The following is a 26,209-nucleotide window of genomic DNA, read 5'->3' as shown; positions in this document are numbered from 1 at the left end:
TTCGGATTCTAATTTCATTTAAATTCCCAATAATCAAGGAAGAACAAGTTATTTTTCTGAGAGGTGCTTCTAAAACAGAAATAAAGATCATGTACCCCCTTAGCACCATTTACTGCACACGACATCAGCTTAAACCTGTCCATTGCACCCGAACGAGTTACTTCTAATGTGCCGATCAAAGGGCCACTGGTACTATCTAGGCGAATATCGATATAACCACCATTTACATTACATGCTGCAAGCACTGAAAATTCTTTTGCTCCTTTACCAAAATCAACACCACGAACACACAATGATTCATTATCATCTATTCCGGTAAGACAAATTCTGCCATCAGGCATCTTTTCCGTTTTCAAACCATATCCCCAAGCCATAGTTTCGGCTTCCACTCTGCGATACGGATTAAATAATTCAATTTGCTCCAATACATTCTCTGTCCAATATGGAACTTCCTGAATAGTTCCATCCGCATTATAATGCATTTTTGCTGCCATAGACGACCTCCTCTCATGATGTTTGAAGGTTTCTAGGTGCATTAAATCGTAACTCAATCCAAACACATAAGAACTACCTTTATAATCAATTACACCGGGATGGTTTCCTCTTGTACGCTGAGTTGGTTTCATTATATATCCTTTGGTTGTCCACGGGCCTGTAGGTTTGTCGCTCATGGCATACCCTAATCCTTCGGGACAACAAGTAGCGGCAAAAGCCATATAATAATGTCCGTTTCGTTTATATACCCATGGTCCTTCCTGATAATGCTCAGGGTTCTTATCTAATTTCACAATATTTCCAGAATAAGAAATCATATCTTCATTCAGCTTCACATAATAAACATTCGGATTCCCCCAATACATATATGCCTGTCCATCATCATCTATAAAAACTGTGGGATCTATATCCTCCCAATGTTCTTTTTGCCAGACAAGTGGTTTGTTTATAGAATCTTTAAATGGTCCATAAGGAGAATCAGATACTAAAACGCCAATACCTTGCCCATGTATCGGACAATACATATAGAATTTACCATTTCGTTCAACAACTTGTTGAGCCCAAGCTCCATTATCCTTTGTAACCCAACTAAAACTTGTTAATGATGCAACAGTCCCATGATCTGTCCAGTTTACCATATCCGTAGAGGTATAAAGCAACCAGTCGAGCATTTTAAATCCCTGAGAATCATCTTCGTCATGGGTGGTATAAAGGAATACGGTATCATTATGTACCATTGGAGCCGGATCGGCTGTATATCTTGTCTGTATAAGTGGGTACTGCGCCTTAATTTGTGATAAATTAATAACAAAAAGACACACAAAACAGCTTAAAAGAGTTAATCTTATATTCATAATTTATTTTAATAAGTTAATACAAATCCTCCCTGAGACAAAATAGATATTTCTACATCTCCATTCTGTTTCACTTCTATTTCCTTCAAATAGGTTTCTCTGTTTTTATCATCATTATACATTTTAATCTTCTTACCGGCATACATAGGTAAGTTTAATTTTAACTTCTGAGTTTCCTTCAAGGCATTTACTCCCGCAACATACCATTGGTCATTATTACGGCGGGCAATCACAGCATATTTCCCCGGATATCCGTCAATATATAATGTCTGATCCCAAGTTGTAGGTATTTTTTTCATAAAATCAAGAATGAAGCCTTGTGTATCTGTAAGGTTATTAGGTGTAAGAGCAAACATTTGAACAGCATTCTGATATAAAATACCTGTTGCCAGCTGAAAAGCATCGGTCGTTAATCGCTTTTGTCCCTGTTTGTTCCCTTTATTCAGGTATTTATTCAGGAATACACCTCCAAACTCCATAGATCCTACCGTATTGCGAATAAACGGATGCAGCGTCGAAAAGAAAGCCTCATTTTCTCGTATACCTTCCGAAAACACAAGCATTTCAGACGCCAATACAGCCTCGCTACCCACATAGTTCGGATACATGCGTTCCCAACCACGAGGAAGAGTACATCCATGGAAAATAATCATCAGTCCATAATCGTTAGCATCTGAAAGAATATCTTCGTACAAACGCATCGTCTCTTGCTTATCACCACCGAAAAAGTCAACTTTCAATCCCTTAACACCGATCTTCTTTAGCCATTTCATTTCTTCTTTACGCGAAATAGATGTGTTCATCTTATTTCTTGGACCTTGAGGAGCATCATTAAAGCCTCCATTAGAATTATACCACAAGAACACATCTACATTTTTTGACTTCGCATATTTTATCAACTCTTCAATTTTCGTATAGCCAATATTTACATCCCATAATGCATCCACCAAAATATATTCGTATCCCATTTCGGAAGCTAAATCAATATATTTTACCTGATCATCCCAATTCATACTATTATCTTGCCATACAATCCAACTCCAAGTTGCCCGACCATATTTATATGATTGACTTGCTTGATATAAAGGGTCAACAACATCGAATGGAATAGTAGTTTCTACAATAGGTTTGAGAGTTTCTCCTACAGTTATCGTACGCCAAGGCGTAATACCGGGCAGGCTAACCTGAGCACCTGTGCTGCCAAATCCGTTATTTTGCCTTTTATCCGGAAATGCTACTGTGTATAAACCTTCTTGCGTACCATCACTTAAATGTGATGCGCAATACAAACTGTTGACTCCTGTTTCTGAAACAAGAACCCAGCCGGCATCATTTATACGAAATAGACCGGGAAAAACATATCCTTGATTTTCGTGGGTTGGTTTTCCTACTTGTTCATCGTTGGTATAACCACTTTCGTAACTCGGTGAAGTACGAGCAAAGGCTTGCATCGGACTCATCATATATGACAAAAAGGTTGTAGTCGATTGAGGAAATTTGAAACCTGTAGCTTCCTTTTCTATAACACAAGCCTTTCTCTCACCCCATTCCGGAAGTTCGTAACGGAAAGCAATGTTATTGTTATTAACCTGAAACAAGATAGATATTTGATTTCCTTTTGGATTCTGAAATGTGCAGATCAAAGAATTTGCATTATAATGGATCTCTGATTGCTTTATCTTATCTTGTGTATATTTTTTATCTACCGCTCCCTCTTTTTCTGAAATATATTCGAGTCCTCTACTAAAATCACCTTCATTTGTGATAATACCTAATGGAGACTTTTCGAGCATAGTCTTATTTTTATACTCAACGGCATACATAGGAATACCATTATCAAGGAAAATTTTTACCGATAATAGTCCATCAGGGCTAGTCACTGTTGCTTTCTGACTATATGCCTGAAACATAAAAAAGGCTATAAAAACTAAACAAACAATTCTTTTCATTTTTTCTTTTATTCTATATTTAAGTATATATCAAAATTTTATTTCTAAGTTATTACCATCGTATTCAACTGTCTTTTGGGTAGCATCCTGAAGAATTATTGTCAATTTTCGACTAAGTAACATCCCTTTATAAGATCCTTTTCTATCTCCGATAATTAAGGTGCGGGAAGCATTATTCCATGTAATAGGAATCTCGGTATATTCTCCCTTTTCATAATTATAATTGTCAAATTCATCTTCGTAAAGAACAAATGACCCGTTAGCACCTGTATATACACGTAGTTGCAAGTGATCCCATTGTTTCTCTGTAGCATATTGTACTTTTGGTCCAAATGGAATAATACTTCCGGCTTTAATAAATAATGGAGTATTATCAATAGTTGTTTCCAGCTCTATTCTTTGTCCGCCTTTATATTGTTGATTAGTCCAGAAATCATACCAAGTAGTTCCGGCCGGGAGATATACCTGAGTACGCTTCTTAGCTGTAAAATCAACAACCATATTGCCATCCGCATCTTTTGCCTGATCTCTATTCCATCCTTCTTCTTCATTTACCTTTACAATCTTTTCGGGCGTGTATTGTGCTTTCACGATAGGAGCTACAAGGATTGACTTGCCAAACATAAACTCGTCATTCAGGTCTAACGCTTTAGGATCATTCGGAAAGTCCATCACTAAAGCTCGCATAAAGCTTGACTGCTTATTGGTTACTTCCCATGAAGTAGAGTAAATATATGGTAAAAGGGCATAGCGCAGATTAATCGTTTTTTCAATGGCATCATAAATAGGCTCTCCTTTTGTTCCAAAACAATAAATTTCCCTTGGCGTATCTGTTCCGTGGGAACGCATCATCGGATTGAAAGCCCCAAATTGTAACCAACGAACATACAATTCCTGAAACATTGGATTACGAGTTGCACTGCCGTCATTCCACGTTTTATTATAAGCACCGGCAAAGAAACCTCCGATATCGCTATTCCAATGAGGCAACCCACAAATAGAAAAGTTAAGACCAGCCGGAACCTGATTGCGTAAAGATTCCCAAGATGAACTAACATCCCCTGACCAAACATTGGCTCCATATCGTTGCTGACCGGCAAAACCAGAACGGGTAAGTATGAATACACGTTTATTCGAAGAGGTAGCTCGCTGATGGTCATAAACACCGCCTACTGTCATCAATGGAAATGCATTACGCACTTTCCGGAACGAACCGAGATAAGTTTTGGTATCCATATCTTCGGGTTTCCAATCTAAGTGGTCGGGTTCGGTAGAATCCATCCACCATCCATCTATTCCGTATTTAAAAAGACCGCTATTTAAATATTTCCAATAGATATCTCGCGCTTTAGGACTATACGCATCATATACACGCACACCCGATGGATAATCCATATTTGGAGGCCAAGTATCCATACCGGACTGAGGCCATGTTGTAAAATTGAATAGTAATCCGTTTTTGTCGAGTTCTCTGTAAGGCTTTGTTGCAGGACCGAATGACGACCAAATGGAAATAATCATATGAGCATTCATCGAATGAATATCATCAACCATTTTTTGAGGATCGTTAAATAGTGGGTTTTGAAAGTCCATCGCATTCCACAGATAATTATGTCCCCAGTATTGCCAATCTTGAATAATTCCATCAAGAGGAACTCCCAAGTCTCTATATTTTTTTACAACACCAACTGTTTCATCCTGACTTTTGTATCGTTCTTTACTTTGCCAAAAACCGTATGTCCATAACGGAAACATGGGTACTTGCCCTGTAAGTTCGCGCATTTGAGCAATTACTCCATCCGAATTTCCGCCATACATAAAGTAATAATCAACACAATCTCCTACCTCAGAGGAGAAAGAAGTCTCTTCTTGATCATCCTTAAATGTAGTTGGAGAATAATTGTCCCAAAATACACCATAGCCTTTATTTGATTGGAAAAATGTTACAACATTCTCTACATTTCCCTGAATTAAATATTTGGTTAAATTTCGTTGCTTCATTTTTCCATTTTGTAGCTGTCCTAAACCATAAATGGATTCATCCTTTTCAAGAGCAAATTTTTGAGAGACCGAAAACGTTTTCTCTCCGGCATCATCAAAATCCGTAAATACAGGCTGGCCTTTTTCTTTTAGCAAAAGTTTATTCTGCGTATTGTAAAAAAACATTTGTCCCGATTTTAAATCCAGAGTAACATGCATTGATGGAGTCTTTAATATAAGAACATCTCCCTTTTGCTTTTTTTCTATATTTACAGCACGATTATTATCGATAACCGAAAGGCTTTCCTTTTTGTATTGATGATTTTGTGGAGATTTTAAAATTCTTACACAAGATGGCGTGTAAAAGCGAAGCTCTATATCTATGTCACCTATGGTAGTTCGAATACCGGATTGTGTATCCTGATAATTTTGAGCTATTGACTGTGAAGTATAGCCACATGTCAGAAATAGAAGTAAAAAAATGAGACTGGGTTTCATTGTATATTAGATTTCATTAACAAATATGATTTAACAAAACTAATATATGAACTCCCTTTTTCATGTTTGATTTCAGATAAAAAACCTTACATTTTAGACAAATCAGCCTGTTTATTTCTAATTATATGTAGTGTTATTATATTTCTGTGGGAGATTTTCCAAAATATTTTTTGAATGCTGTGCTAAAATAATTATTACTTGAAAAGCCACAGATATCACTTACTTCCGAAATAGTATATTGGTGTGTTTTCAATAATTCCAAGGCATGATTAAACCTTATTGATCTGATGAAATCGATAGGTGATTGTCCTGTAAGTGCCTTCAGTTTCTGATATAGAAGAGAAGAGCTGATGTGCATTTCTGAAGCAAACTCTTCTTTCCCAAATTGAGTGTTTGACATATTTTCATGAACTATACTCAATGCTTTTTTTATAAACTTATCATTCAACTCATTTATGAAAATATCTTGTTCTGCATCAGATTGACTAATTAGCTTTAGAGCTTTATCCCGGACTATAATCCTATTTTTTAAGATTGTACTGATTCGATAATTAAGAATACGGATATCAAAAGGCTTTGTTATATAATCATCTGCTCCAAGGTGCAGACCTTCAATCAGATTCTCTTTTTCGGCTAAAGATGTTAAAAGTATAACAGGTATATGAGATGTTTCGAATGTCGATTTTACTAATTTACACAATTCCAACCCATTCATTTCAGGCATTAAAATATCAGAAAGAATCAAATCAAAAGATTTGGATTGAATAATAGCCCACGCTTCACTCCCATTACTTGCGGTTGTAACATTGTATTGATCTCTAAAAGAACAAGCTAAAAAATTCTGAAGATCTATATTGTCCTCTACAAGCAATATAGACATTTGTTTATCTTGAATATTTTTCTGATCTATATCTTTATAAAGCGAAATGTCATCGTTGAATTCTGTATTATTTTTTATTTCAGACAAAGCTGGTTTAGGCATTGCTTCCTCAACGTGTTTATAAGGAACAACTATTTTAAAGCTAGAACCTTCATTTTCTTTACTTTCGAAAAGAACATTGCCTTCATGCATGAGTATATAACTTTTTACAAGTAATAGCCCAATACCCGAGCCAACTATTTTGGAATTTATATTATTATCTCCTCTATAAAATTCTCTAAATAATTTACCTTTTGCATTTTCGGATATTCCTAGTCCGTAATCTTTAACCTCTAAAATCCATTGTTTAGGCTCACATGTTAAAATTATATCGACTTGGGTATCATCGTGCGAATACTTTATTGCATTGGAAACAAGATTATCTACTACTTTTTCTATTTTCATATCATCCAATGCAGTATTATATGAATTTTGATTTGAAGAAAAGTTTAATTTTATATTTCTCTTTCTTGACATTTCTTCAAACATTAAACATCGCTGAGATATTAATGCTACAATATCTGTCATCATCAAAAAAACCTGTCCTTTTCCGATATCTACTTTTTGGAAATCCAGCAATTGTGTGGCAACAGAGAGCAAACGTTTCGATTGACTTTGTGCTAAAGACAAGTAATATTTGGATTTTTCGGACATCATTTGATCTTTCTCGAGTTCTTCAATCGGAGAATTTATCAATGTTACCGAAGTTCGGATATCATGTGCAATATTTGTAAAGAATCGTATCTTATCTCTGGCATGCTTTTGTTTTAACCTATTGGAATATGACCTTAGAAGGTAAGCTATAATTCCTATTATAATTATAAGAAGAATAAGGCGAAACCACCATGTTTGCCAAAATGGAGGTGTTACATTTATAAACAACGAACGTTCGTCAAGCTGATTGCCAGAACTATCGAACATTCGTATTTTCAAATTGTAATTTCCTTTCTGGAGATTTGTATATGTTAGAATGGATAAATCACTAGGATTACTCCAGTCTGAATCAAAGTCTTCTAATTTCCATGAGAATTTATATCCACTTAAAGAGCTGCTTAATGGTAATAATTCGATTGTAAAATTATTTTGGTCATACCTCAATGTTAACTCAGCTCTTTTATTGATTGGTATATCACTCAATAAATCCTTATTTTGTCGTATAGATTTTCCTGATATAATTATATCCTGAATAAATATCTTCCCTTTAGTTTCATTATTATATAATAAATCAGGATTAAAAATAACCGCTCCTTTATTTGTACCCCAGATCAAGTTTCCATTTTTCTGTCTGTATTTCGAATTTGTATTAAATGATACTGTTTTTAATGATAATGATGATGGGTACTCATATACCGATTTATCTTTTATGCTGAATCTACATAAACCACTTTCGGTACCAAGCCATAGAGCATCATTATCTAACATAATACTATTTACGTAGTTCGATGTCAACCCTGATTCGGAAGTATATTTCTTTGAATTTCTTGTTTTATAGTTGAAGTAAACCAATCCATTTCCTGAAGTCCCCAGCCAGATATCATCCCCATTAATAAGAATATCCTGTACAAGACAATCATTTAAGAGCAACTCTTTATTGCCGGTATTTTTATTCATAGATATTAATCCATAATCACAAGCCAAAAGAAGTTTATCGGACGACAACTCTGCAAAAGCATACATGGATTGACGATCAAAAATACGAAAACGCTTTTCTTTCTCTTTATAGCAAATAATATTGCCGGTGCCTCCAATCCAAATATTACCTTGAGAATCTTTAAATATGTCGGATATAAATTTACCGGAAAAGCCATTTTCTTCTTTCTCTTGAAAATAATGATTCAGTTCTCTTCCTGTATCACCATCAAGAACATATACTCCGGACGAATAACTTCCTGCCCAAATATTCCCATCATTATCTTCACATAAGGCTAAAAAGACTTTAGCCTGTTCTTGTTTATTATCGTAAAATGCATCCCATTTATTTGATTTTGGATTCCATCTATTTACGCCATTATTCGTAGCAAACCATATATTCCCTTTTTTATCTTCAATTACCTTATTTACATGATTATTTATTAGCGAGTTTGGGTTATTAATTTGATGGGTAATTTGGTTTACAGGGAATATTTTTTGTTCAAAGAATGATAGACCTCCGGTATAAGTTGCCACCCAGATACGTTCATTATCATCACAGAATATATCATATACACCATCTCCATGAAGCGAGAAAAAGTCGTTAACATCTTCTTTATAGATATTCAATACTTTATCTCCATTTTCGCTCAATTCCCATAATCCTTGACCATCAATACCAATAAGAAGTGATGAGGTTGTATTTTTTTTTATCGACAATATAGGTTGTCTGGGCAATTTATTTGCTTCTTTATTCAACAATTGACGATTACTAAGATCATAAGACCAAAGCCCATTCGAAATTGTTCCTATCCAAAGTTTATTTGTTTGCGCATCGTATAAAAATGAGGAAACTTCCAATTCGTTATCTCGACTATACTTATATATATATTCCAGTTTATCTGTATCCGTATGAAAAATAGCCATTCCTTCAGGAGTAGCCAAGAACAAGCTATTTGAAGTATACTTGCTTATGAAAACAATCTCTAGATCGTGTACTTTTAATTTCAATTGATGATTCTCATATTTGTACAAACCATTAGAGGTGCCAATCCAAATACTTTTATTTTTATCGACTACAGCTCTTTTTGTAGCAATATATTCGTTATTTAATAATCGCTTCAAGTCGACCAATAAATCAAACCGATCATATAGAGGATCGTATTTAAATATCTGACTATTATTTGTGTAAGCCATTAATGTAGAGTCCGAATAATCGAGTCTTGTAAAGTAAATATCGGTAGATTTATGAGGTAATTGATATTTTCTGCAATTATTAGAAGATATCCTTAATATGCCCGTTTTGGAGGCACCCCAAATAAATCCATTATCGTCTTTAGTTATAGAATATACTTCACGAATGGATGTACCGTAAACATCATTTATATTATAAAATCGGATATCCGCAGCAAGTGCACTAATTGTAAATATAAAAAAAAGAAGCAAAAGTAAAATATTCTTCATGATATATGATGTCCATTCATTAAAGCTATAATAGGCATAGTACTTTCTTTGCCTTGTATATAATTTCTGGGATAGAAAGAGTTAAAGATATCAGCTTTAAGATTATAACAAAAGTCTAAAACAGATAACAAATATAATTGAATAAAGCCATAAAAAAAAGAAATACAAAGAATAGAACTCTACTGATTACACATAAAAAACACTGAGATAATAAATCTTTATATTTGATAGAATGATAGAGAGAATATCAGATGTAATTAATACGGTAACATTTTTTGACCAATAGTCTAATTCCTGTGATTTGTGAACATATACGGTTGAGTATTATCTATTAACTTTGTCAAATGAAAAAGTATCAATTAAAAAGCTTCAACAGTGTATTCTTCCTGCTATGGATTATTATTGCAGCTATCATATGGGCTGTAGATGACTCTAATTATCCATTTTTATTTCAAAAAATATTATCGGCGATTGCTCTTTTAGGAACCTTAATTGTTACTACACACCTTTTGTGCAATCGTATATTATCAGGAGCAATCCTAAAAAACAGAATGCCTCTAATAGTCAGCTGGATTTTGCTAATGGCTATTACTCAATCCATTCTGTTGTCGTTATTTTTAGAAGGATTCTACTTATTGGAATCACATGGAATATTGCCATTATCTGAAAATTCAGAAAATAAAGAGCTCTTTTTAGCAGAAGTATTTGGTTTTTTACCATTGACTATTCTAGTTAATCTTGGTTTTGGTGGACTAAAATTCTATTTTGAGCATGCTAAGCTCTATGAGCAACATCTTATATTACAAAAAGAACATCTGGAAACTCAACTTCAATCCTTGCAAGCTCAGATCAATCCGCACTTTATGTTTAATGTACTGAATCACATACACATCCTGATACAAAAAGATTCGGATTTGGCTTCTTCGTTGCTGATAAAATATTCAGACATTCTTCGCTATCAACTCTATGGCTCTGATAAAGAAAGTGTGAATATAGAAGATGAAATCCGATTTATGAAAGGCTACATAGAAGTTGAGAGGTATCGTTGGGAAAACACCTTGGATTTTAACGCCAACTGGCAATTAGAAAACCCTAAGATGCAAGTACCACCACTACTACTAATTCCGTTTATAGAAAATGCTTTTAAACATGTTTCGCGGTCAAAGTCACAAAAAGGATATATCAGCATCAATCTGAACCAAAACAATAAAGAATTAACTTTTGAGGTTGAGAATTCAAAATCATCTATAAAACGAACAACAGCTTCCAATTCGGGAATAGGGCTGGATAATGTCAAAAAACGTCTCAACATTTTGTACCCCAATAAACATAGTCTCATAATCAGTGAAACTGAAAATATTTATCATTCAAAACTTATAATAAATCTCAGCAATGATGGTGAATCTAAATAATATGCGACTGAGATGCTTGATTATTGACGATGAACCGGGCGCAATAGAAGGAATCAAATTCTATATTGGCAAATTAGATTTTCTAGAGATTGTAGATACCTGCTTCTCTGCTATCGATGCAGCCAGCATACTCAAAGAAAAGGAAATTGACCTGATGTTCCTTGACATTAACATGCCGGATCTCACTGGGCTTGAATTTCTCGAATCGTTGGAAACTGCACCTTTAACTATTCTTACAACAGCATACTCTGAATATGCTTTGGAAGGTTATCGTCTCAATGTTATCGACTATTTGTTGAAACCTATTGCTTTTCAACGCTTTTTTCAAGCTGCACAAAAAGCGAAAAACACTTATACTTCGCAGTTACTCTTCAAACAAAATTTAGAAAATGATGACAATGATATTTATATTAAGCAAGGTGATTCATTTATACGTATTGTATGGACAGATATACGGTATATAGAGTCGATGCAAAATTATGTAAAAATTCACCTATCGGATAAAATTCATATCGTACATCAGACAATGGCTGCTACTGAGAAGATGCTACCTAGAGAATCATTCTTCAGAATTCACAAGTCTTTTCTTGTAAATATCTCACATATCGACAGTATAAAAGGAGGTAGAATTTATGTAAAAAACAAGGAACTGCCTCTCTCAAAATACCGGCGCGGTGATTTATTTAAAATAGTTATCAATAAAAAACTCTTTGGTAAGTAATCTTTATCAGAAGGTATAAGATACTCCTATGCTATACTGTTTTTGGGAAATAATAGGAACAATAGCCAGGTTCTTATTAACATCTTCAATTCCAAACATTTTCTTAATATGAGGTAGCAACAGATAAGCTGCTTCAGCACTCAAAATACCAATCCCTGCTCCTGCCACTACATCGCTCACCCAATGTTTATTATTCATCACGCGCAAAACTCCTGTTGCAGTAGCAACGGCATAACCACTAAAAGCCAGCCACCAATTAGAATCCTTATACTCTTTGAATAGAATATGTGCATTAACAAATGTGGTGGCTGTATGTCCTGAGGGGAAAGATTGCCTGTTTGAACCGCTTGGACGCATCACTTTAGTGGTATGCTTCAATGTCTGTACCGTCGCACACATCAAGAGATTCGATGTTGCCATTAGAATTGTACGATCCCTGAGGTTGTGTTTTGCTTTTATCCCGATCAAATCAAAAGCATAGACACCAACTGCTGGAGCAAACTGAATATAATCATCTGCCGGGATACGCTTGGTCACACGCTTTATTGCAGATAATTGAGCTTCTTTATCTAATTTCTGCAAAGGCTTGACATATTGAGCAGCAATACCATAAGAGATCAACAACGATGGAGCGATCAGATTCACATAAGGAATCTTTATTTTAGGCTGGTTATTATTCTCAAATTTCAAATCGGCTAGTTTCAAATCTATATTATCTTCTTCTAACCATACGGGAGTAAGTATCGGATGCAAAAATACAGAATCAGCCTTCCCCTCCATATCAATTTGCTTGTTAAGTAGATGTTTATGCAATATCAATGTATCATTTTTTATTTCGGTCTGCCCCTTAAGAATTAAATAAAAGAAAATCAAAAGAATAGAAATAGAAACTCTTTTAGTCATATCAATACTTTAATAGTTTACAGACACAAATTTCTTGAGCTTTAAGGGGCTTTTCAAAAAGGATTGACAAGTGGACATTAGGTGTTGACCCATGGACTAAATAATATATCAAGTAGATTTTTTAATATTAGAGGTGGAGAAGGTAAAAATAAGAGAAAAGGATCGTTATACCCCATTTTAATATTTTGAATATCTTTGTTTTCGAAATACGTAATAGAAATCGAATGATGGATAAAATTTTAGCATTGTCTACACAAAATCAGCAAAAAGCTTGGGATATTATTAAGGATACTAACGTAATAAATATATGGAAATCTATAGGAGCAACAATCAATCTGATTGGGTCTTTAAAGTTGGGACTTATGATGAAGCACTGCGATATCGATTTTCATATATACACATCTCCATTCTCGTTAACTGATAGTTTTGCAGCTATGGCTCAACTAGCTGAGCATCCTTCTATAAAACGAATAGAATATAGTAACCTTTTAAAGGAAGAGGATGCTTGCCTCGAATGGCATGCATGGTATGAAGACAGGGATGGAAAAATGTGGCACATTGATATGATTCATATCGTCAAAAATTCACGCTTTGATGGATATTTTGAAGATGTTACGGATCGTATTGCTAGCGTATTGAACGAAAAAACAAAAAATACTATTCTACGTTTGAAGTACGAAACGCCTGACGATCAAAAGATAATGGGAATTGAGTATTATCAGGCTGTAATTGAAGGAGGTGTGAGAACATATCGAGACTTTATCCAATGGCGTAAGGAGAATCCGGTTACAGGTATAGTAGAATGGAAACCCTAATTTTAGACATCAAACAGTCTCATTTAAGCTCATAAAAGAATATTAGTAAAAGAATAAGCATAATAAAAACGAAGGCATCTCAATGCGAGATGCCTTTGCTTTTATAAAGATTTTTATTTTCTCAATTTTTATTTTTTAGTTGTCAGGCGTAATACAGTCAACGAATTACCGGGGAATGAACGTGTAAGTTTTTTCCCTGAGAATTTGAAATTCTCACTCTTAGGCGAAACTTTTGTGGGTTCGTCCAAAGTGTTTTCATCAAACGGACTAGCAGACGTCAATACTATAGCCTCCCCATTTCCGGTAAGCAAATCAGTACCCTTCAAGTCAATCTCAGTCTTTACACTTTTACCCGTAACATTCACGATTTTCAAAATAATATCGCCTGTTTTATCATCACGTGAAGCACTTGAACAAAGACCTTTTACTTTCAGACTTTCATCAGCAGAAACTTCCTGTATAAGTTTACCGTCCAGATATGCTTTTACCGAAGTGCCGCGAAGCTCTATCTTCACGTCATACCAACGACCGGGTTCTACATTATAAGGCATACTTTCCGTTATCAAACCGACCTCTAACATGTTCACAGAGTTCGTAAAACCACCTAAATCCCACCGGGTACGCTCTCCTCTATTCTTATTGTGGAAATAAATTTGAAATCCATTTTCTCCTTCAATCTTACGAGCTCTCACTTTTATAGTGTAATCTGTCCAGAGCGTATCTCCCATATAAATAGTGGTATTTGGTGAAATTGCAGATTGTTTCAACACACCATTGGTTGCAGACCATTCACTGCTAGGTGTATGTTTCCATGTTTCATCTATTTTACTAAAATCTGGTTTGAATAGTACTTTACCATTCGGTGCTGTTACCTCCAAATCTTTGAACTCAGCCGAATTCAACCAAGTACCCAATCCAATGCAGCCACTCGAACGAGGCATCTCAACAGTCGGGGCATAGTCTATATTAACAGGCAAATTTACTGTTCCTTGATTGGTTGCGAACATCTGCTGAACATAATAGCTCGGAATACCGAACCAGCGATTATTATCAAAATTGATCAGGTTTACAGGCCATGCTTTATGCTTGGCATGACAAAAAAGTGGAGCATAAGCTGCCATAACCACGATATCAGAATTACGTTCCATACCCGTCATCCAAGCTGCTTCACCGATAGCTCCACGTAGATTACCATTCCCTGTACCACTTGTGACAGCATACTCTCCCACAAATATTTTAGAGCCATTGCGATCATAACTGTCATATTTATTTGAATTCCAAATAAACCAATCAGGATTGCTATAATAATGCTCATCCACGATTTGTGGTTTTGGATTTTTGGGATGTCCTCCAGCCCATTCGTTAGCGATTAAAACAATATCAGGGTATTTATCATGAATAGCCTTCACAAAGAGTTCCCAGCGTTCAGCATAAGGAGCCATTCCATTTTCATTTCCTATCTCTAAATATTTCAAGTTGAATGGTTCGGGATGTCCGTTTTTGGCACGAATACTCCCCCATACAGAAGTGACAGGACCATTTGCATATTCAATCGCATCCAAAGCATCTTGTATCCATTGTCCCATCTGATCCATTGGAACCACCTCGCGGTGCGAAATACCGGCATTAATGCAAAATAAAGGTTCAGCGCCAAGATCTTCGGATAATTGTAAATATTCATGATACCCCAGGCTGTGTGTAGCATTATATCCCCAAATATTCCACAATGGTGTACGGGTATCTATATTACCGATAGTTTTTTTCCAATTGTTCATATGAGCTAAATCTTCTCCTTCTACCCAACAGCCTCCTGGGAAACGAAGAAAGGTAGGTTTTAAAGCGTTGATTGATTCAGCCAGGTCGATACGTAATCCACTATTCTTCCACGTTTTTTCTGGAATCAACGAAACCATATCCAGAAATAACTTACCATTTCCACTACCTGAAATTTCAAGCCGGGCATTAGAGTCTCCTCCCGATGCTGTAAGTACGAGAGGATAATATTTCCATTCTGATGTGATACCGTTTATTTCACCCGAAGCAAGAACATTTCCGTCTGCACTCACAATCTTTACTTGCAATGGAATTTTTAGTCCGCCAACAGCGCAGGCAGCCAATTTGAACAAATATCGTTCACCACTAGCAACATGAATCCCCCAATAACCGTTATTTTCTAATTTGAAGGAGCCATCAAAATCGATAAGAAGTGACTTACGATTGTAAGGGTTTAACGGTGGCACGGGTGGACTCGAATGAACATTGGCCTTAATAATATTAGCTGTTGATTTTTTTTCAGCCCCAATAAACTTCCAGTACTGTAATGTATCGGCATCTTCAAACGAGCGGTTGCGAATAAGTTCTGCATACAACCCACCATCAGCCGACAAGTTTATATCTTCGAAAAATATACCGAACAAAGTAGGCGAAATTGTATGTCCTGGTGTTCCAACATCAACAGTTATTTTAGCCGTCGAAGATTTCTGAGCATAAAGTTGCAAAAACGAAACAGATAAAGTCAGGCTCAAAAAGAGACAAGCTTTTCTAAATATTTTTGTTGTCATAATTCTAAATTATATAACTTCAGTTCTTGATATATTGTATCAAACGGGCTTTACACCTTCTTTTGTTTGTACAACTTTCTGAATCGTCCCATCCGGATTAAAATATAAATAATCTACACAAATAGAACGGCGATAGCTTCCTCCGGTAGGAAGAGCCCCGTTGTGATAAAAGAAATAAGTATTGCCTTTAAAATCAAGAATTCCGGGATGAGTCGTAAAACTATTGGGCACATTATCTTGTATTATTCCTTTATATTCCCATGGTCCTTCAGGACTATTCGACATACAGTATTCGATCATCTCGGGTTTTGTACCCGCTCCTGCATAGATTAAATAGTACATTCCATTTCTCTTGTAAAGCCACGGACCTTCAATATATCCTTCCGGCTTGAAAGCTGTGATCTCACTATCAAGCTCAATCATATTTTCTTTCAGTTTAGCCCATTTGCAACTGCCATTTCCCCAATAGAGATAAGCTTGTCCATCATCATCTATAAATACGGCCGGATCAATATCATCCCATCCATGTTTCATATCTGTAGTCATTTCATTTACAACGAGGGCTTTTCCTATCGCATCCTTGAATGGACCTGTAGGACTATCAGAAACGGCAACCCCTATTGCTGCACCACCTTTAGAGTTTTCGTCACTTTTATGAAAAGTTGATACATACCAATAGAATTTACCATTACGTTCAACACAATGTGCAGCATAGGCATCGCCTGTAGCCCACGAAAATGTTGAAGGTGAAAGACAAGATCCATGATCTTTCCAATTTACCATATCGGTAGACGAAAAAACATACCAGTCGGGCATTTTATAATTTGTATCTTGTTCTGTTGCACCATCGTGTCCGGCATAAAGATATACTGTGCCATCGTGTACCAAAGGTGCAGGGTCGGCTGTAAACATGTGAGTGATAATTGGGTTTTGAGCATTAGTAGCTATCGCCAATGGCAAAACACCCAAGAAAAAAATCAAAGCTTTCTTTTTCATTAGATTTTATATTTTGTTGTTCCTTTAACAATTGTTTTTCACGTATATGATACTTGTCAATTATATTCATTTCTTACAATTCAATCTTTAGACTATTATTATTTTCGTATAACAATCTAATTATATCGTTACTTAAATAGCAACTCAGCAAATTGTTTCAATGATCTTCTCCATGTCAACCATTCGTGGGATGTTCCCGGCGATTCGTAATAAACATGTTTAATTCCTGCTTTCTCGAATTCTTTATGAAAGTTATTTACGGTTTGATACATATTTGTCGGCTCGGCAGTTCCAATACTTAAATATATCAATTTCACTTTTTTGTTGAATGCATCAACGTCGGACCAAACATTATTATACATTTTAGAAAAATCAGCGCCTTGTTCTATTATTCCGCCTCCGCTAAATCCGCCTACATAAGCAAATTTATCCAAATTTGTCATAGCAATCTGGAATGACTGAAACCCTCCCATCGATAAGCCTGCCATAGCCCGATGATCACGATCCGCAATAGTACGAAATTCTTTATCTACCAAAGGGATAATCTCGTTAATAAAAACTTTTTCCAATGCACTGTTCTGAAACAATCCTCTAAGCCCCTGAGGTGAATTAGCTGAAGATGCCGACGGATCTACAGCATAGCCGTTATCCATAACTACGATCATCGGCTTAGCTTTACCTTCTGCTATCAGATTATCCATAATTGCATCCATTTTGCCTTGGTTAGGCCATCCTGTTTCGTCTTCGCCTCCACCATGCTGTAAATAAAGTACAGGATATCTTTGCGAAGCATTTGTATCATATCCTGCCGGCGTATATACAAATGCTCTACGCCATGCTTTGGTCACATCTGAGAAGTAACGAATCTGTCTTATTTGTCCGTGAGGTACATTCTTTAGGTTATAGTAATCCACACCTTTCTCGGGTATTTCAATCCCACTTGCCATACGGCCCATACCATAAAAAGTGCGACTTGCAGGATCACAAACAGCAACACCGTCAATAAGGATAGAGTAATAATGAAATCCTTCAACAATAGGTTCGGTAGTAATTGCCCATGAACCTTCTTCTTCTCTAACCATGTCATATTTCTTTCCTAAATCCACTTGCACTCTTTTAGCATCAGGTGCTTTTATACGAAATAACACTCTGTTTCCGGATAATATCTGAGGATATTGAGCCCCAGGAACATTTGTTGATGCAGGGATACCGACCTCTGCTTCTTCAGGAATATAGCTGTATTGTTCGATAAGATCAGCGGTCACAGGTTTAAAGAGCAATTGGGAGAACATATACAAGTTTTGCTTCCAAATATTAAAATCATGATATCCATTCGGTATAACCTGATAAACATGAGGGACTTGATTTTTAGCTAAGTAGTCATGAGTACGCTTACTGAAGTTAAGTAATCCGTCTTTGTCTCCACAAGAGATCCAAAGGAGCTTCAATTTTTTCTTTGCGTCATCTGGATTAGGGACTAACACTTCTGGGGCTTTAGTGTTTGGCGCAGAAGAAAAACCTCCTACCCATGCAAATGTATCAAGATTCCCCAGTCCAAAATTTAGAGATTGTCCGCCACCCATCGATAAGCCGGCAAGCGCGCGATTTTCCTGATTTTTCAACACAGGATAAGTTTTCTGGATAAAAGGAATAAGGTCATTTAACAAATCTTTCTCGAAAGTAGCAAATGCCTCTACTTTTGGTGCCTCCATTATATTTCCAATAGCACGATCATCTTTCATAGCACGTCCGTTGGGCAATACGACAATCATGGGTACTATTTTCTTATCAGCATACAAATTATCAAGAATTACTTGAGGCTGTCCATGGCTAAGCCACTCTTTTTCATCGCCTCCAATACCGTGCAACAAATACAATACAGGATATTGTTTATTTTTAGAGTATCCGGGAGGAGTATAAACAAGAGCTTTTCTATTAGTATCTACGGTCTTAGAATAATAAGTTACCGTATCTATTTGTCCATGAGATATCCCAGTGCGGGGTACATCGTATCCATTCGGCGCACTTTTATAATTTTGACTGATAGCCCCGACTGTCAGTCCCCAAATAAATAAATGCAAAAAGAAAAATTTTTTCATACTATATGATTTAGATTAAGTACATCAACTTATGCATAGAATAACACTACGGTTAGGATTTATTTCACCTTAGAAACTATTTTAGCCCTTGTACATTCATATTATTCGCTTTTAGCATATTCAAAATAGTCAACATCAACATACCCCCCGGCAGCTTTAGTTGCATAATTGTATATTGCAAAGCGGTTGCCCATAAAATGTTTCAGGTTATAAATCATATGAAATTCGGTACCTAACTGTATCCAATTTTCTTTATCAAGACTATAGAAAAAATTAGCATTATCGGTATTGAAATCACAATCCATACGTAAATATATCTTATCAACGGACAGATCAACTCTAGCTTTTTCTTGATCTCGATCTTTCATAACAAGGTACTTTTTATTACCTTCCATTAACACGGATATTAATCCCGGTTCTGCACAGTATGCTCCGAGCCCTGCAATATCTCCATCTTTCATATTCGAAATATCCATAGAAATAATACCACTACATTTTGGACCTTCCGTTCTTTGTGATAAAATATTACGAGCTTCAAATATAGTTTCAACTACTTTTCCTGTTTTCAATCTCATGTATCCCGGACGTTCTGATAGAGACCATAAATTATTATCAGGATTATGGTTCCATTGCCAGTTTAGAGCTAATTTATCAGTATCGAAATTGTCGCTTATGACTAATGGCGTTGCATTAAATCCTTGTATAGGTTTTTCCATTACTTTAGGCACTTTCCCCTCTTCATTACCTAGTATTGGCCAACCATCTTCCCAACGGCAAGGCATCAATACTGGTACACGTCCTACAGCCCCTCTGTCTTGGAATAAGAAGCCATACCAATCTCCATCTTCTGTATCAACAATACAACCTTGTGCAACACCTGCACCCGGTCTATCCATAAAGTCTGACAGGATTACTTTTGACTCATAAGGTCCTCCGATCTGGTCTGAACGAAAGCATAATTGTGTACGAATGCCCCCCTGAGGCCACCAGATTAAAAACATATAATATTTATCGTTGTATTTACATAGATGAGTCCCTTCCAACAAATGAGGGAAGCCATCTTCTTTCCCTTTAATTACAACGACATCAAGTCCGTCAGGTTTAACATCCGAAAGATCGCTCTTCAATTCTGTTATGCGAATCTGACCGCTACCATAGGCCAGGTAAACTTTTCCATCGTCGTCGAACAAAAGTGATGCATCATGAAAAGTTCTATCAAATTCACTTATTTTTTTCCACTTACCTGTAGGATCTTCTGTCTCATAAATATATGTTCTCTGTGGTCTGTTCGTAGCAAACAGAACATAAAATTTTCCATTATGATATCGAAGAGATGACGCCCATTGTCCTTGCCCATATACGTTGCCACCTTCTAGATCATATAAAGGGCTGTCTTTAATTTCATCAAAGAGGTAACTTACAATTTCCCAATTAACAAGATCTTTCGATCGCATAATAGGAGCTCCGGGCATTAAATGCATAGTAGTACTAACCATATAGTAGTCACTCCCAACTCTGATTATATCCATATCGGGAACATCTGCATATATTACAGGATTTGTAAACTTATCTTTTTTGACTGAAGGTGTGTTTTTACACCCTGCCAAAGCTGATATAAATAAGGCTAATACTAAAATAATATTTTTCATATGGTAAATATTTAGATTATTTATTTTTCATATTTAGAATGAGGATTGTGATAATTCACTTTGGTACAGACCAAACCCACGGCATACTACAAAATTAAAACAAGCTAAGAGAAACAGAGACTATTGTTGTATACTATTACCCAAGTAAATGTCTTATCTATATTGCATGTGTTGCATATCCTTTTGCTTTTGTTGCACACAAGGCGCACAACCATTTATCCACAAGAGTAATTAAGAACTCATTTCTAATTAGATATACCTATAAAAAAAGAAAATAGCCAAAATACGATTATTATCACCACTCCAGAAATAACAGACAGATGGAAATTTCATTATATCTACAGCAAAAGCTGAAATAGAACAAACTCCATCAGTTTTTTCTAAAAACATACAATTAACGCACGGACTATTTACCGATATTAATATTTTTCTCGATTTCAACTTCCTAAATTTCAATTAACACTAAAGAAATCCACCGGAAAACAATACAATAAAAAAACTGCAAGATTCAAAAAAAAAAGACGATTAACAGCTAATCTAAAAGTTAGAATTTAAGACAATTTTAATTCTAAAATTAAACAATAAGACAAAAACGAAAGGATATGCAACACATGCAATATAGATAAGACATTTACTTGGGTAATAGTATACAACAATAGTCTCTGTTTCCCTTAGCTTGTTTTAATTTTGTTTAATACATATCGTACATAATCTTAGACTAAAATTGACCGGTTTTATGCCGGTATGATGATAAAACTATCGATACTGAAAATCTATCATATATCATGAATAATATAAAGTACATTCTATTAACGCTCTGCTTATTCCCTTTGATTTTATTTGCTCAAGCAGATCAATTTGTTTCATTCTCTGACAAAGACAAAGAGGACGTCTTTACTCTGGTAAAATCTTTTGTTGCCACACCTATATTGATCGATAACAATATAGACTCCGGAATACTGAAAGCAATAACGAACTTATCTGTGGACATAGATAAAGTGACAGGAGTATCTCCTATATTGAAAGTAGATAAAGTGTCTGCCGAAGAAACTGTATTGTTGATAGGCACTATCGGCAAGAGCAAATACATTGATGATTTGGTAAAAAACAAAAAGATCAATGCCTCAGAATTGCAAGGGAAATATGAGAAATATTTGATTCAAACGGTACAAAATCCTATCAAAGGAGTAAAAGAAGCCTTAGTTATAGCTGGTAGCGATAAACGAGGTACCATATATGGTATATACGAACTGTCTAAACAAATAGGAGTTTCTCCTTGGTATTATTGGGCAGATGTTCCGATAAAAAAACAACAGAATATATATATAAAAAGAGGAAAATATACAGAAGGAGAACCTGCTGTAAAATACAGAGGCATATTCCTGAATGATGAAGCCCCTGCCCTTAGTGGTTGGGCTAATGTAACATTTGGCGGCTTTAATAGTAAATTTTACGAGAAAGTTTTTGAGTTAATTCTTCGCCTGAAAGGTAATTTCCTTTGGCCGGCCATGTGGGGAAGCGCATTCTATGATGACGATCCTCAAAACGGAGTTTTAGCAAACGAAATGGGGATTGTCATGAGTACATCTCACCACGAACCCATGGCTATGGCACAATCCGACTGGCATCGTTATGTAAAAAGGAATAACTTACCAAACATTTGGGATTATACTAAAAATACAAAAGCGCTACAAGAATCTTGGAGGTTCGGAATGAAGCGAGCTAAAGACTGGGAAAAAGTAGTAACAGTAGGCATGCGCGGGGATGGAGACGAAGCAATGAGCGAAGATACAAACATTGCTTTGCTCGAAAAAATAGTAAAGGATCAACGAAAGATCATAAGCGAAGTTACAGGAAAGAAACCGGAGGAAACACCTCAGGTTTGGGCGCTGTATAAAGAGGTGCAAGATTATTACGATCAGGGGATGCGAGTACCTGATGATGTCACACTTCTCTTCTGTGACGACAACTGGGGAAATGTACGAAAACTTCCCGAAATCAATTCGAAACCACATAAAGGAGGATATGGAATGTACTATCACTTCGATTATGTAGGTGCCCCCCGAAATTCGAAGTGGATCAATATAAATCCGATACAACGTGTCTGGGAACAGATGAATCTTACTTACACACATCGAGTAGATCGTATATGGGTTGTTAATGTAGGAGATCTTAAACCAATGGAATATCCAATCAGTTTCTTCCTCGATATGGCATGGAATCCCAGCCAATTCAATCCGCATAACCTATTAGATCATACAGAAAACTGGTGCGAACAGCAATTCGGAAGTACATACGCAAAAGAAGCAGCACGTTTGATTAATCTTTACTCAAAATACAATAGACGCGTTACTCCTGAATTATTAAATGATAAGACTTACAGCCTTGAAAATTATAAGGAATTTGAGACTGTAATGAACGATTATCGCAATCTGGTAATCGATGCTATGCGTTTATATTACCTCATGCCAAGTGAATATAAAGATACATTCGATCAGCTGGTATTGTTCCCAATCAATGCATGTTCCAATCTTTATGAAATGTATTATGCTCAAGCAAAGAATAAATCGTATGCAGCTAAAAAAGATGTACAGGCTAATTATTGGGCAGATAAAGTAAAAGATTGTTTTAAGAGGGATTCATTACTGACTGTCCATTACAATCAGACTATAGCCGGAGGTAAATGGCCGCATATGATGGATCAGGTACGTATAGGATATAGAAGCTGGAACAATCCACCTAAAAGCATTATGCCTAAGGTAGAATACATAATGCAGACAAAAGACTACCAGAACAAAGTTTTTGTCGAGAAAAACGGATATGTTTCTATTGAAGCGGGCAATTACAGTCGCTTGAATAATTCCGACAAGATACATTGGGATATAATACCGGATATGGGGAAGACAAAATCAGCCATGACTACTTTCCCTCAAAATATCTATCCAAAAGAAAATGATAATATCTATATCGAGTATGACATTGATTTCGAATCGACAGGAGACTTTAATGTACATCTATTACTTTCTCCGACATTGAACTTCAATGCGAATAAAGGGCTTCGTTATGCAATCTCATTTGATGGTAGGAATGAACAAATCGTAAATTTCAACGGACATTACAAAGGCGAGCTTGGTCTATGGCAGGCAGAAGCTATAATTAAATCGACCACAAAGCATACGATAACAGAAAAAGGTAAACACACTCTTCGATTCCGTGTATTAGAACCGGGCATTGTTCTACAAAAAATATTAATAGATACTGGAGGTCTGAAACCGTCGTACTTAGGTGCACCTGAAAGCGAATTGAAATAAAGTTTAATAATATGCAAAGTAAAAATATTGTAAAATTCTGTTTGATTGTACTATTCATTTTGGGTTTTGGTATACAATCAAGTGCGAAAGTAAAATTACCTCGCCTGATTAGCGACGGAATGATACTTCAAAGAGATACCCCTGTCAAAGTATGGGGCTGGGCATCACCTAAAGAATCTGTAATTGTAAAGTTTCGAGGAGAAACATATAAGACAAAAGCCGATAAGAATGGAGATTGGACAGTTATTTTGCCGGCACAAAAAGCAGGGGCACCCTCCGAAATACAGATCAATGACATCATAATTAAAAACATTTTATTTGGAGATGTTTGGTTATGTTCTGGGCAATCTAACATGGAATTACCGATCAGACGAACACTCGATTTGTACCGTGAAGAAGTAAAGGAGATTAATAATCCATATATAAGACTTTTCCGTATGCCAAACAATTATGCATTCGGCGAGCCACTTATTGATTACAAAGGAGGAGAATGGAAAGATGCTTCGCAGGCAAACATTATGGAATTTTCAGCCACGGCATACTTTTTTGCAAAAGAGCTGTATAACAAGTACAAAGTTCCAATAGGACTTATAAGCACTGCCATTGGTGGCACTCCTGTGGAAGCATGGATCAGTGGCGAAACTATAAAGAAATATCCTGACCTCAATGCTGAAGCAGAAAAGTTTGCAACAATAGGATTTATCGAAGAAACTAAAAAAAGAGAACAACAAGAAAGACTTGAAAGATGGTCTGGCATCAGACCAATTGACAAAGGCACAGGTAGTTGGCATAAAGAAGATATTGATATATCGGAATGGAAAGATTATTATCTCCCGGGCTCATGGAAAGAAAAAGACATGGAAATAAATAGAAGTGTCATCTGGTTTCGCAAAGAAATTGAACTAACAAAAGATGAAGCTGCCCAAGCAGCAATCTTACGCTTAGGATATATAATAGATTCAGACTCAACCTTTGTTAACGGGCAACTTGTTGGTACAACAAGTTATCAATATCCACCGCGTATCTATAATGTTCCCGAAGGAATACTTAAAGCCGGAAAAAATACTGTTGCGATAAGAGTTGTTACCAATAGAGGAGGTGCATTTATGGAAGAAAAGCCATATAAGATAATTCTGAGTGACAGAACAATCGATTTGACTGGAGAATGGAAATATCGTGTCGGAATAGAAAATCTACCTATAGAAGGTGGTTATACTTCTTATCAGGATAAACCTACCGCACTGTATAACGGCATGATTGCTCCATCAAACAACTATAAGATCAAAGGTGTAATCTGGTATCAAGGAGAGTCTAACGTCGGCCGGGCAAAAGAATACGAAGCCTTATTTAAGGATTTGATCAAAGATTGGAGAACCCAACGAAATGAACCGGAGTTACCATTTATATACGCTCAACTGCCGGAACTTAACAGAGCAAACAAATATCCTTCGGAGAGTGGCATGGCCGAACTTAGAGAAGCGCAAAGAAAAGCCTTGAGTTTACCATATACAGGTATGGCTGTCACATTAGGACTCGGTGACTGGAACGATATTCACCCGCAAAACAAAAAAGGAGTAGGTCATCGTTTGGCATTGGAAACTCAACGTGTAGCTTATGGTGACACCACAATTGTAAGCAGAGGCCCCCAATTGGAAAGCTTCGAAGTTAAAGGCAATAATGTCATTCTCACTTTCTCTTCTGTAGGATCTGGTCTATATTCCAACCAGGTGCTTAACGGATTCACTATTGCAGGAGGAGATAATAGGTATGTTTGGGCAGAAGCGGCTGTATTAAACAGAAATACAATAAAAGTATGGAGCAATCAGGTGCAACAACCTGTATCTGTACGATATGGCTGGGCTGACAATCCAGAAGGAGCCAACCTAAAGAATAAGGAAGGTCTTCCCGCATCTTCATTCCAAGTTGAATTAATAAAAAAATAAATAAAACATAC

The 26,209-nt window shown here is 36.1% G+C and carries 14 protein-coding genes; 5 read left to right on the top strand and 9 right to left on the bottom strand.

What is annotated here, in order from left to right:
- Positions 1-14: 14 nt before the first annotated feature.
- The 4 genes from QOX35_RS11350 to QOX35_RS11335 form a co-directional block, all read right to left on the bottom strand.
- Complete coding sequence (locus QOX35_RS11350) at positions 15-1,349, bottom strand: glycoside hydrolase family 43 protein (RefSeq protein ID WP_283686988.1); 1,335 nt, start codon at positions 1,347-1,349, stop codon at positions 15-17.
- An 8-nt stretch (positions 1,350-1,357) separates the two neighbouring features.
- The gene (locus tag QOX35_RS11345) at positions 1,358-3,298 is read right to left on the bottom strand and encodes a glycoside hydrolase family 97 protein (RefSeq protein ID WP_283686987.1); all 1,941 of its coding nucleotides are present in this window, start codon (positions 3,296-3,298) and stop codon (positions 1,358-1,360) included.
- Positions 3,299-3,328: 30 nt separating this feature from the next.
- Entirely contained in the window at positions 3,329-5,776 is a 2,448-nt protein-coding gene (locus QOX35_RS11340) for a glycoside hydrolase family 31 protein (protein ID WP_283686986.1), read from the bottom strand.
- A gap of 136 nt (positions 5,777-5,912) precedes the next feature.
- Entirely contained in the window at positions 5,913-9,788 is a 3,876-nt protein-coding gene (locus QOX35_RS11335; protein ID WP_283686985.1) for a hybrid sensor histidine kinase/response regulator transcription factor, read from the bottom strand.
- 344 nt (positions 9,789-10,132) lie between these two features.
- On the opposite strand from QOX35_RS11335, the gene QOX35_RS11330 reads away from it, so the two are divergent.
- Together QOX35_RS11330 and QOX35_RS11325 are read left to right on the top strand one after the other, a co-directional pair.
- On the top strand, positions 10,133-11,200 hold the full coding sequence (locus QOX35_RS11330) for a sensor histidine kinase (RefSeq protein ID WP_283686984.1): 1,068 nt from the start codon (positions 10,133-10,135) through the stop codon (positions 11,198-11,200).
- A complete protein-coding gene (locus QOX35_RS11325; protein WP_283686983.1) occupies positions 11,181-11,921 on the top strand; it encodes a LytR/AlgR family response regulator transcription factor in 741 nt (246 codons plus the stop codon). The genes QOX35_RS11330 and QOX35_RS11325 overlap by 20 nt, the downstream gene beginning before the upstream one ends.
- A gap of 6 nt (positions 11,922-11,927) precedes the next feature.
- On the opposite strand, the gene QOX35_RS11320 is transcribed toward QOX35_RS11325, so the two are convergent.
- Positions 11,928-12,824, bottom strand: a complete 897-nt coding sequence (locus QOX35_RS11320; protein ID WP_283686982.1) for a phosphatase PAP2 family protein — start codon at positions 12,822-12,824, stop codon at positions 11,928-11,930.
- A gap of 227 nt (positions 12,825-13,051) precedes the next feature.
- On the opposite strand from QOX35_RS11320, the gene QOX35_RS11315 reads away from it, so the two are divergent.
- Entirely contained in the window at positions 13,052-13,639 is a 588-nt protein-coding gene (locus tag QOX35_RS11315; protein ID WP_283687090.1) for a phosphoglycerate mutase family protein, read from the top strand.
- Between the two features lie 128 nt (positions 13,640-13,767).
- On the opposite strand, the gene QOX35_RS11310 is transcribed toward QOX35_RS11315, so the two are convergent.
- From QOX35_RS11310 to QOX35_RS11295, 4 genes are all read right to left on the bottom strand, one after another.
- Positions 13,768-16,200, bottom strand: coding sequence for an alpha-L-arabinofuranosidase family protein (locus QOX35_RS11310; RefSeq protein WP_283686981.1), 2,433 nt, complete (start codon positions 16,198-16,200; stop codon positions 13,768-13,770).
- Between the two features lie 39 nt (positions 16,201-16,239).
- Positions 16,240-17,196, bottom strand: coding sequence for a glycoside hydrolase family 43 protein (locus QOX35_RS11305; RefSeq protein ID WP_283686980.1), 957 nt, complete (start codon positions 17,194-17,196; stop codon positions 16,240-16,242).
- A gap of 128 nt (positions 17,197-17,324) precedes the next feature.
- Entirely contained in the window at positions 17,325-19,295 is a 1,971-nt protein-coding gene (locus tag QOX35_RS11300; RefSeq protein ID WP_283686979.1) for an alpha/beta hydrolase-fold protein, read from the bottom strand.
- Positions 19,296-19,396: 101 nt separating this feature from the next.
- Positions 19,397-20,944: a glycoside hydrolase family 43 protein gene (locus tag QOX35_RS11295; protein WP_283686978.1), complete on the bottom strand. Its 1,548-nt coding sequence runs from the start codon at positions 20,942-20,944 to the stop codon at positions 19,397-19,399.
- A 785-nt stretch (positions 20,945-21,729) separates the two neighbouring features.
- On the opposite strand from QOX35_RS11295, the gene QOX35_RS11290 reads away from it, so the two are divergent.
- Both QOX35_RS11290 and QOX35_RS11285 read left to right on the top strand, forming a co-directional pair.
- Positions 21,730-24,255 carry a glycosyl hydrolase 115 family protein gene (locus QOX35_RS11290; RefSeq protein WP_283686977.1) on the top strand — a complete coding sequence of 842 codons (2,526 nt, stop codon included), beginning with the start codon at positions 21,730-21,732 and terminating at the stop codon, positions 24,253-24,255.
- A gap of 11 nt (positions 24,256-24,266) precedes the next feature.
- Positions 24,267-26,198 (top strand): sialate O-acetylesterase, encoded by a 1,932-nt coding sequence (locus tag QOX35_RS11285; protein WP_283686976.1) that lies wholly within the window; start codon positions 24,267-24,269, stop codon positions 26,196-26,198.
- The last annotated feature ends 11 nt before the right edge of the window (positions 26,199-26,209 follow it).

The organism is Dysgonomonas sp. Marseille-Q5470 (assembly GCF_951230145.1).
In the GTDB taxonomy this organism is placed as follows: domain Bacteria; phylum Bacteroidota; class Bacteroidia; order Bacteroidales; family Dysgonomonadaceae; genus Dysgonomonas.
This window is presented reverse-complemented; position numbering and strand designations above follow the sequence as displayed.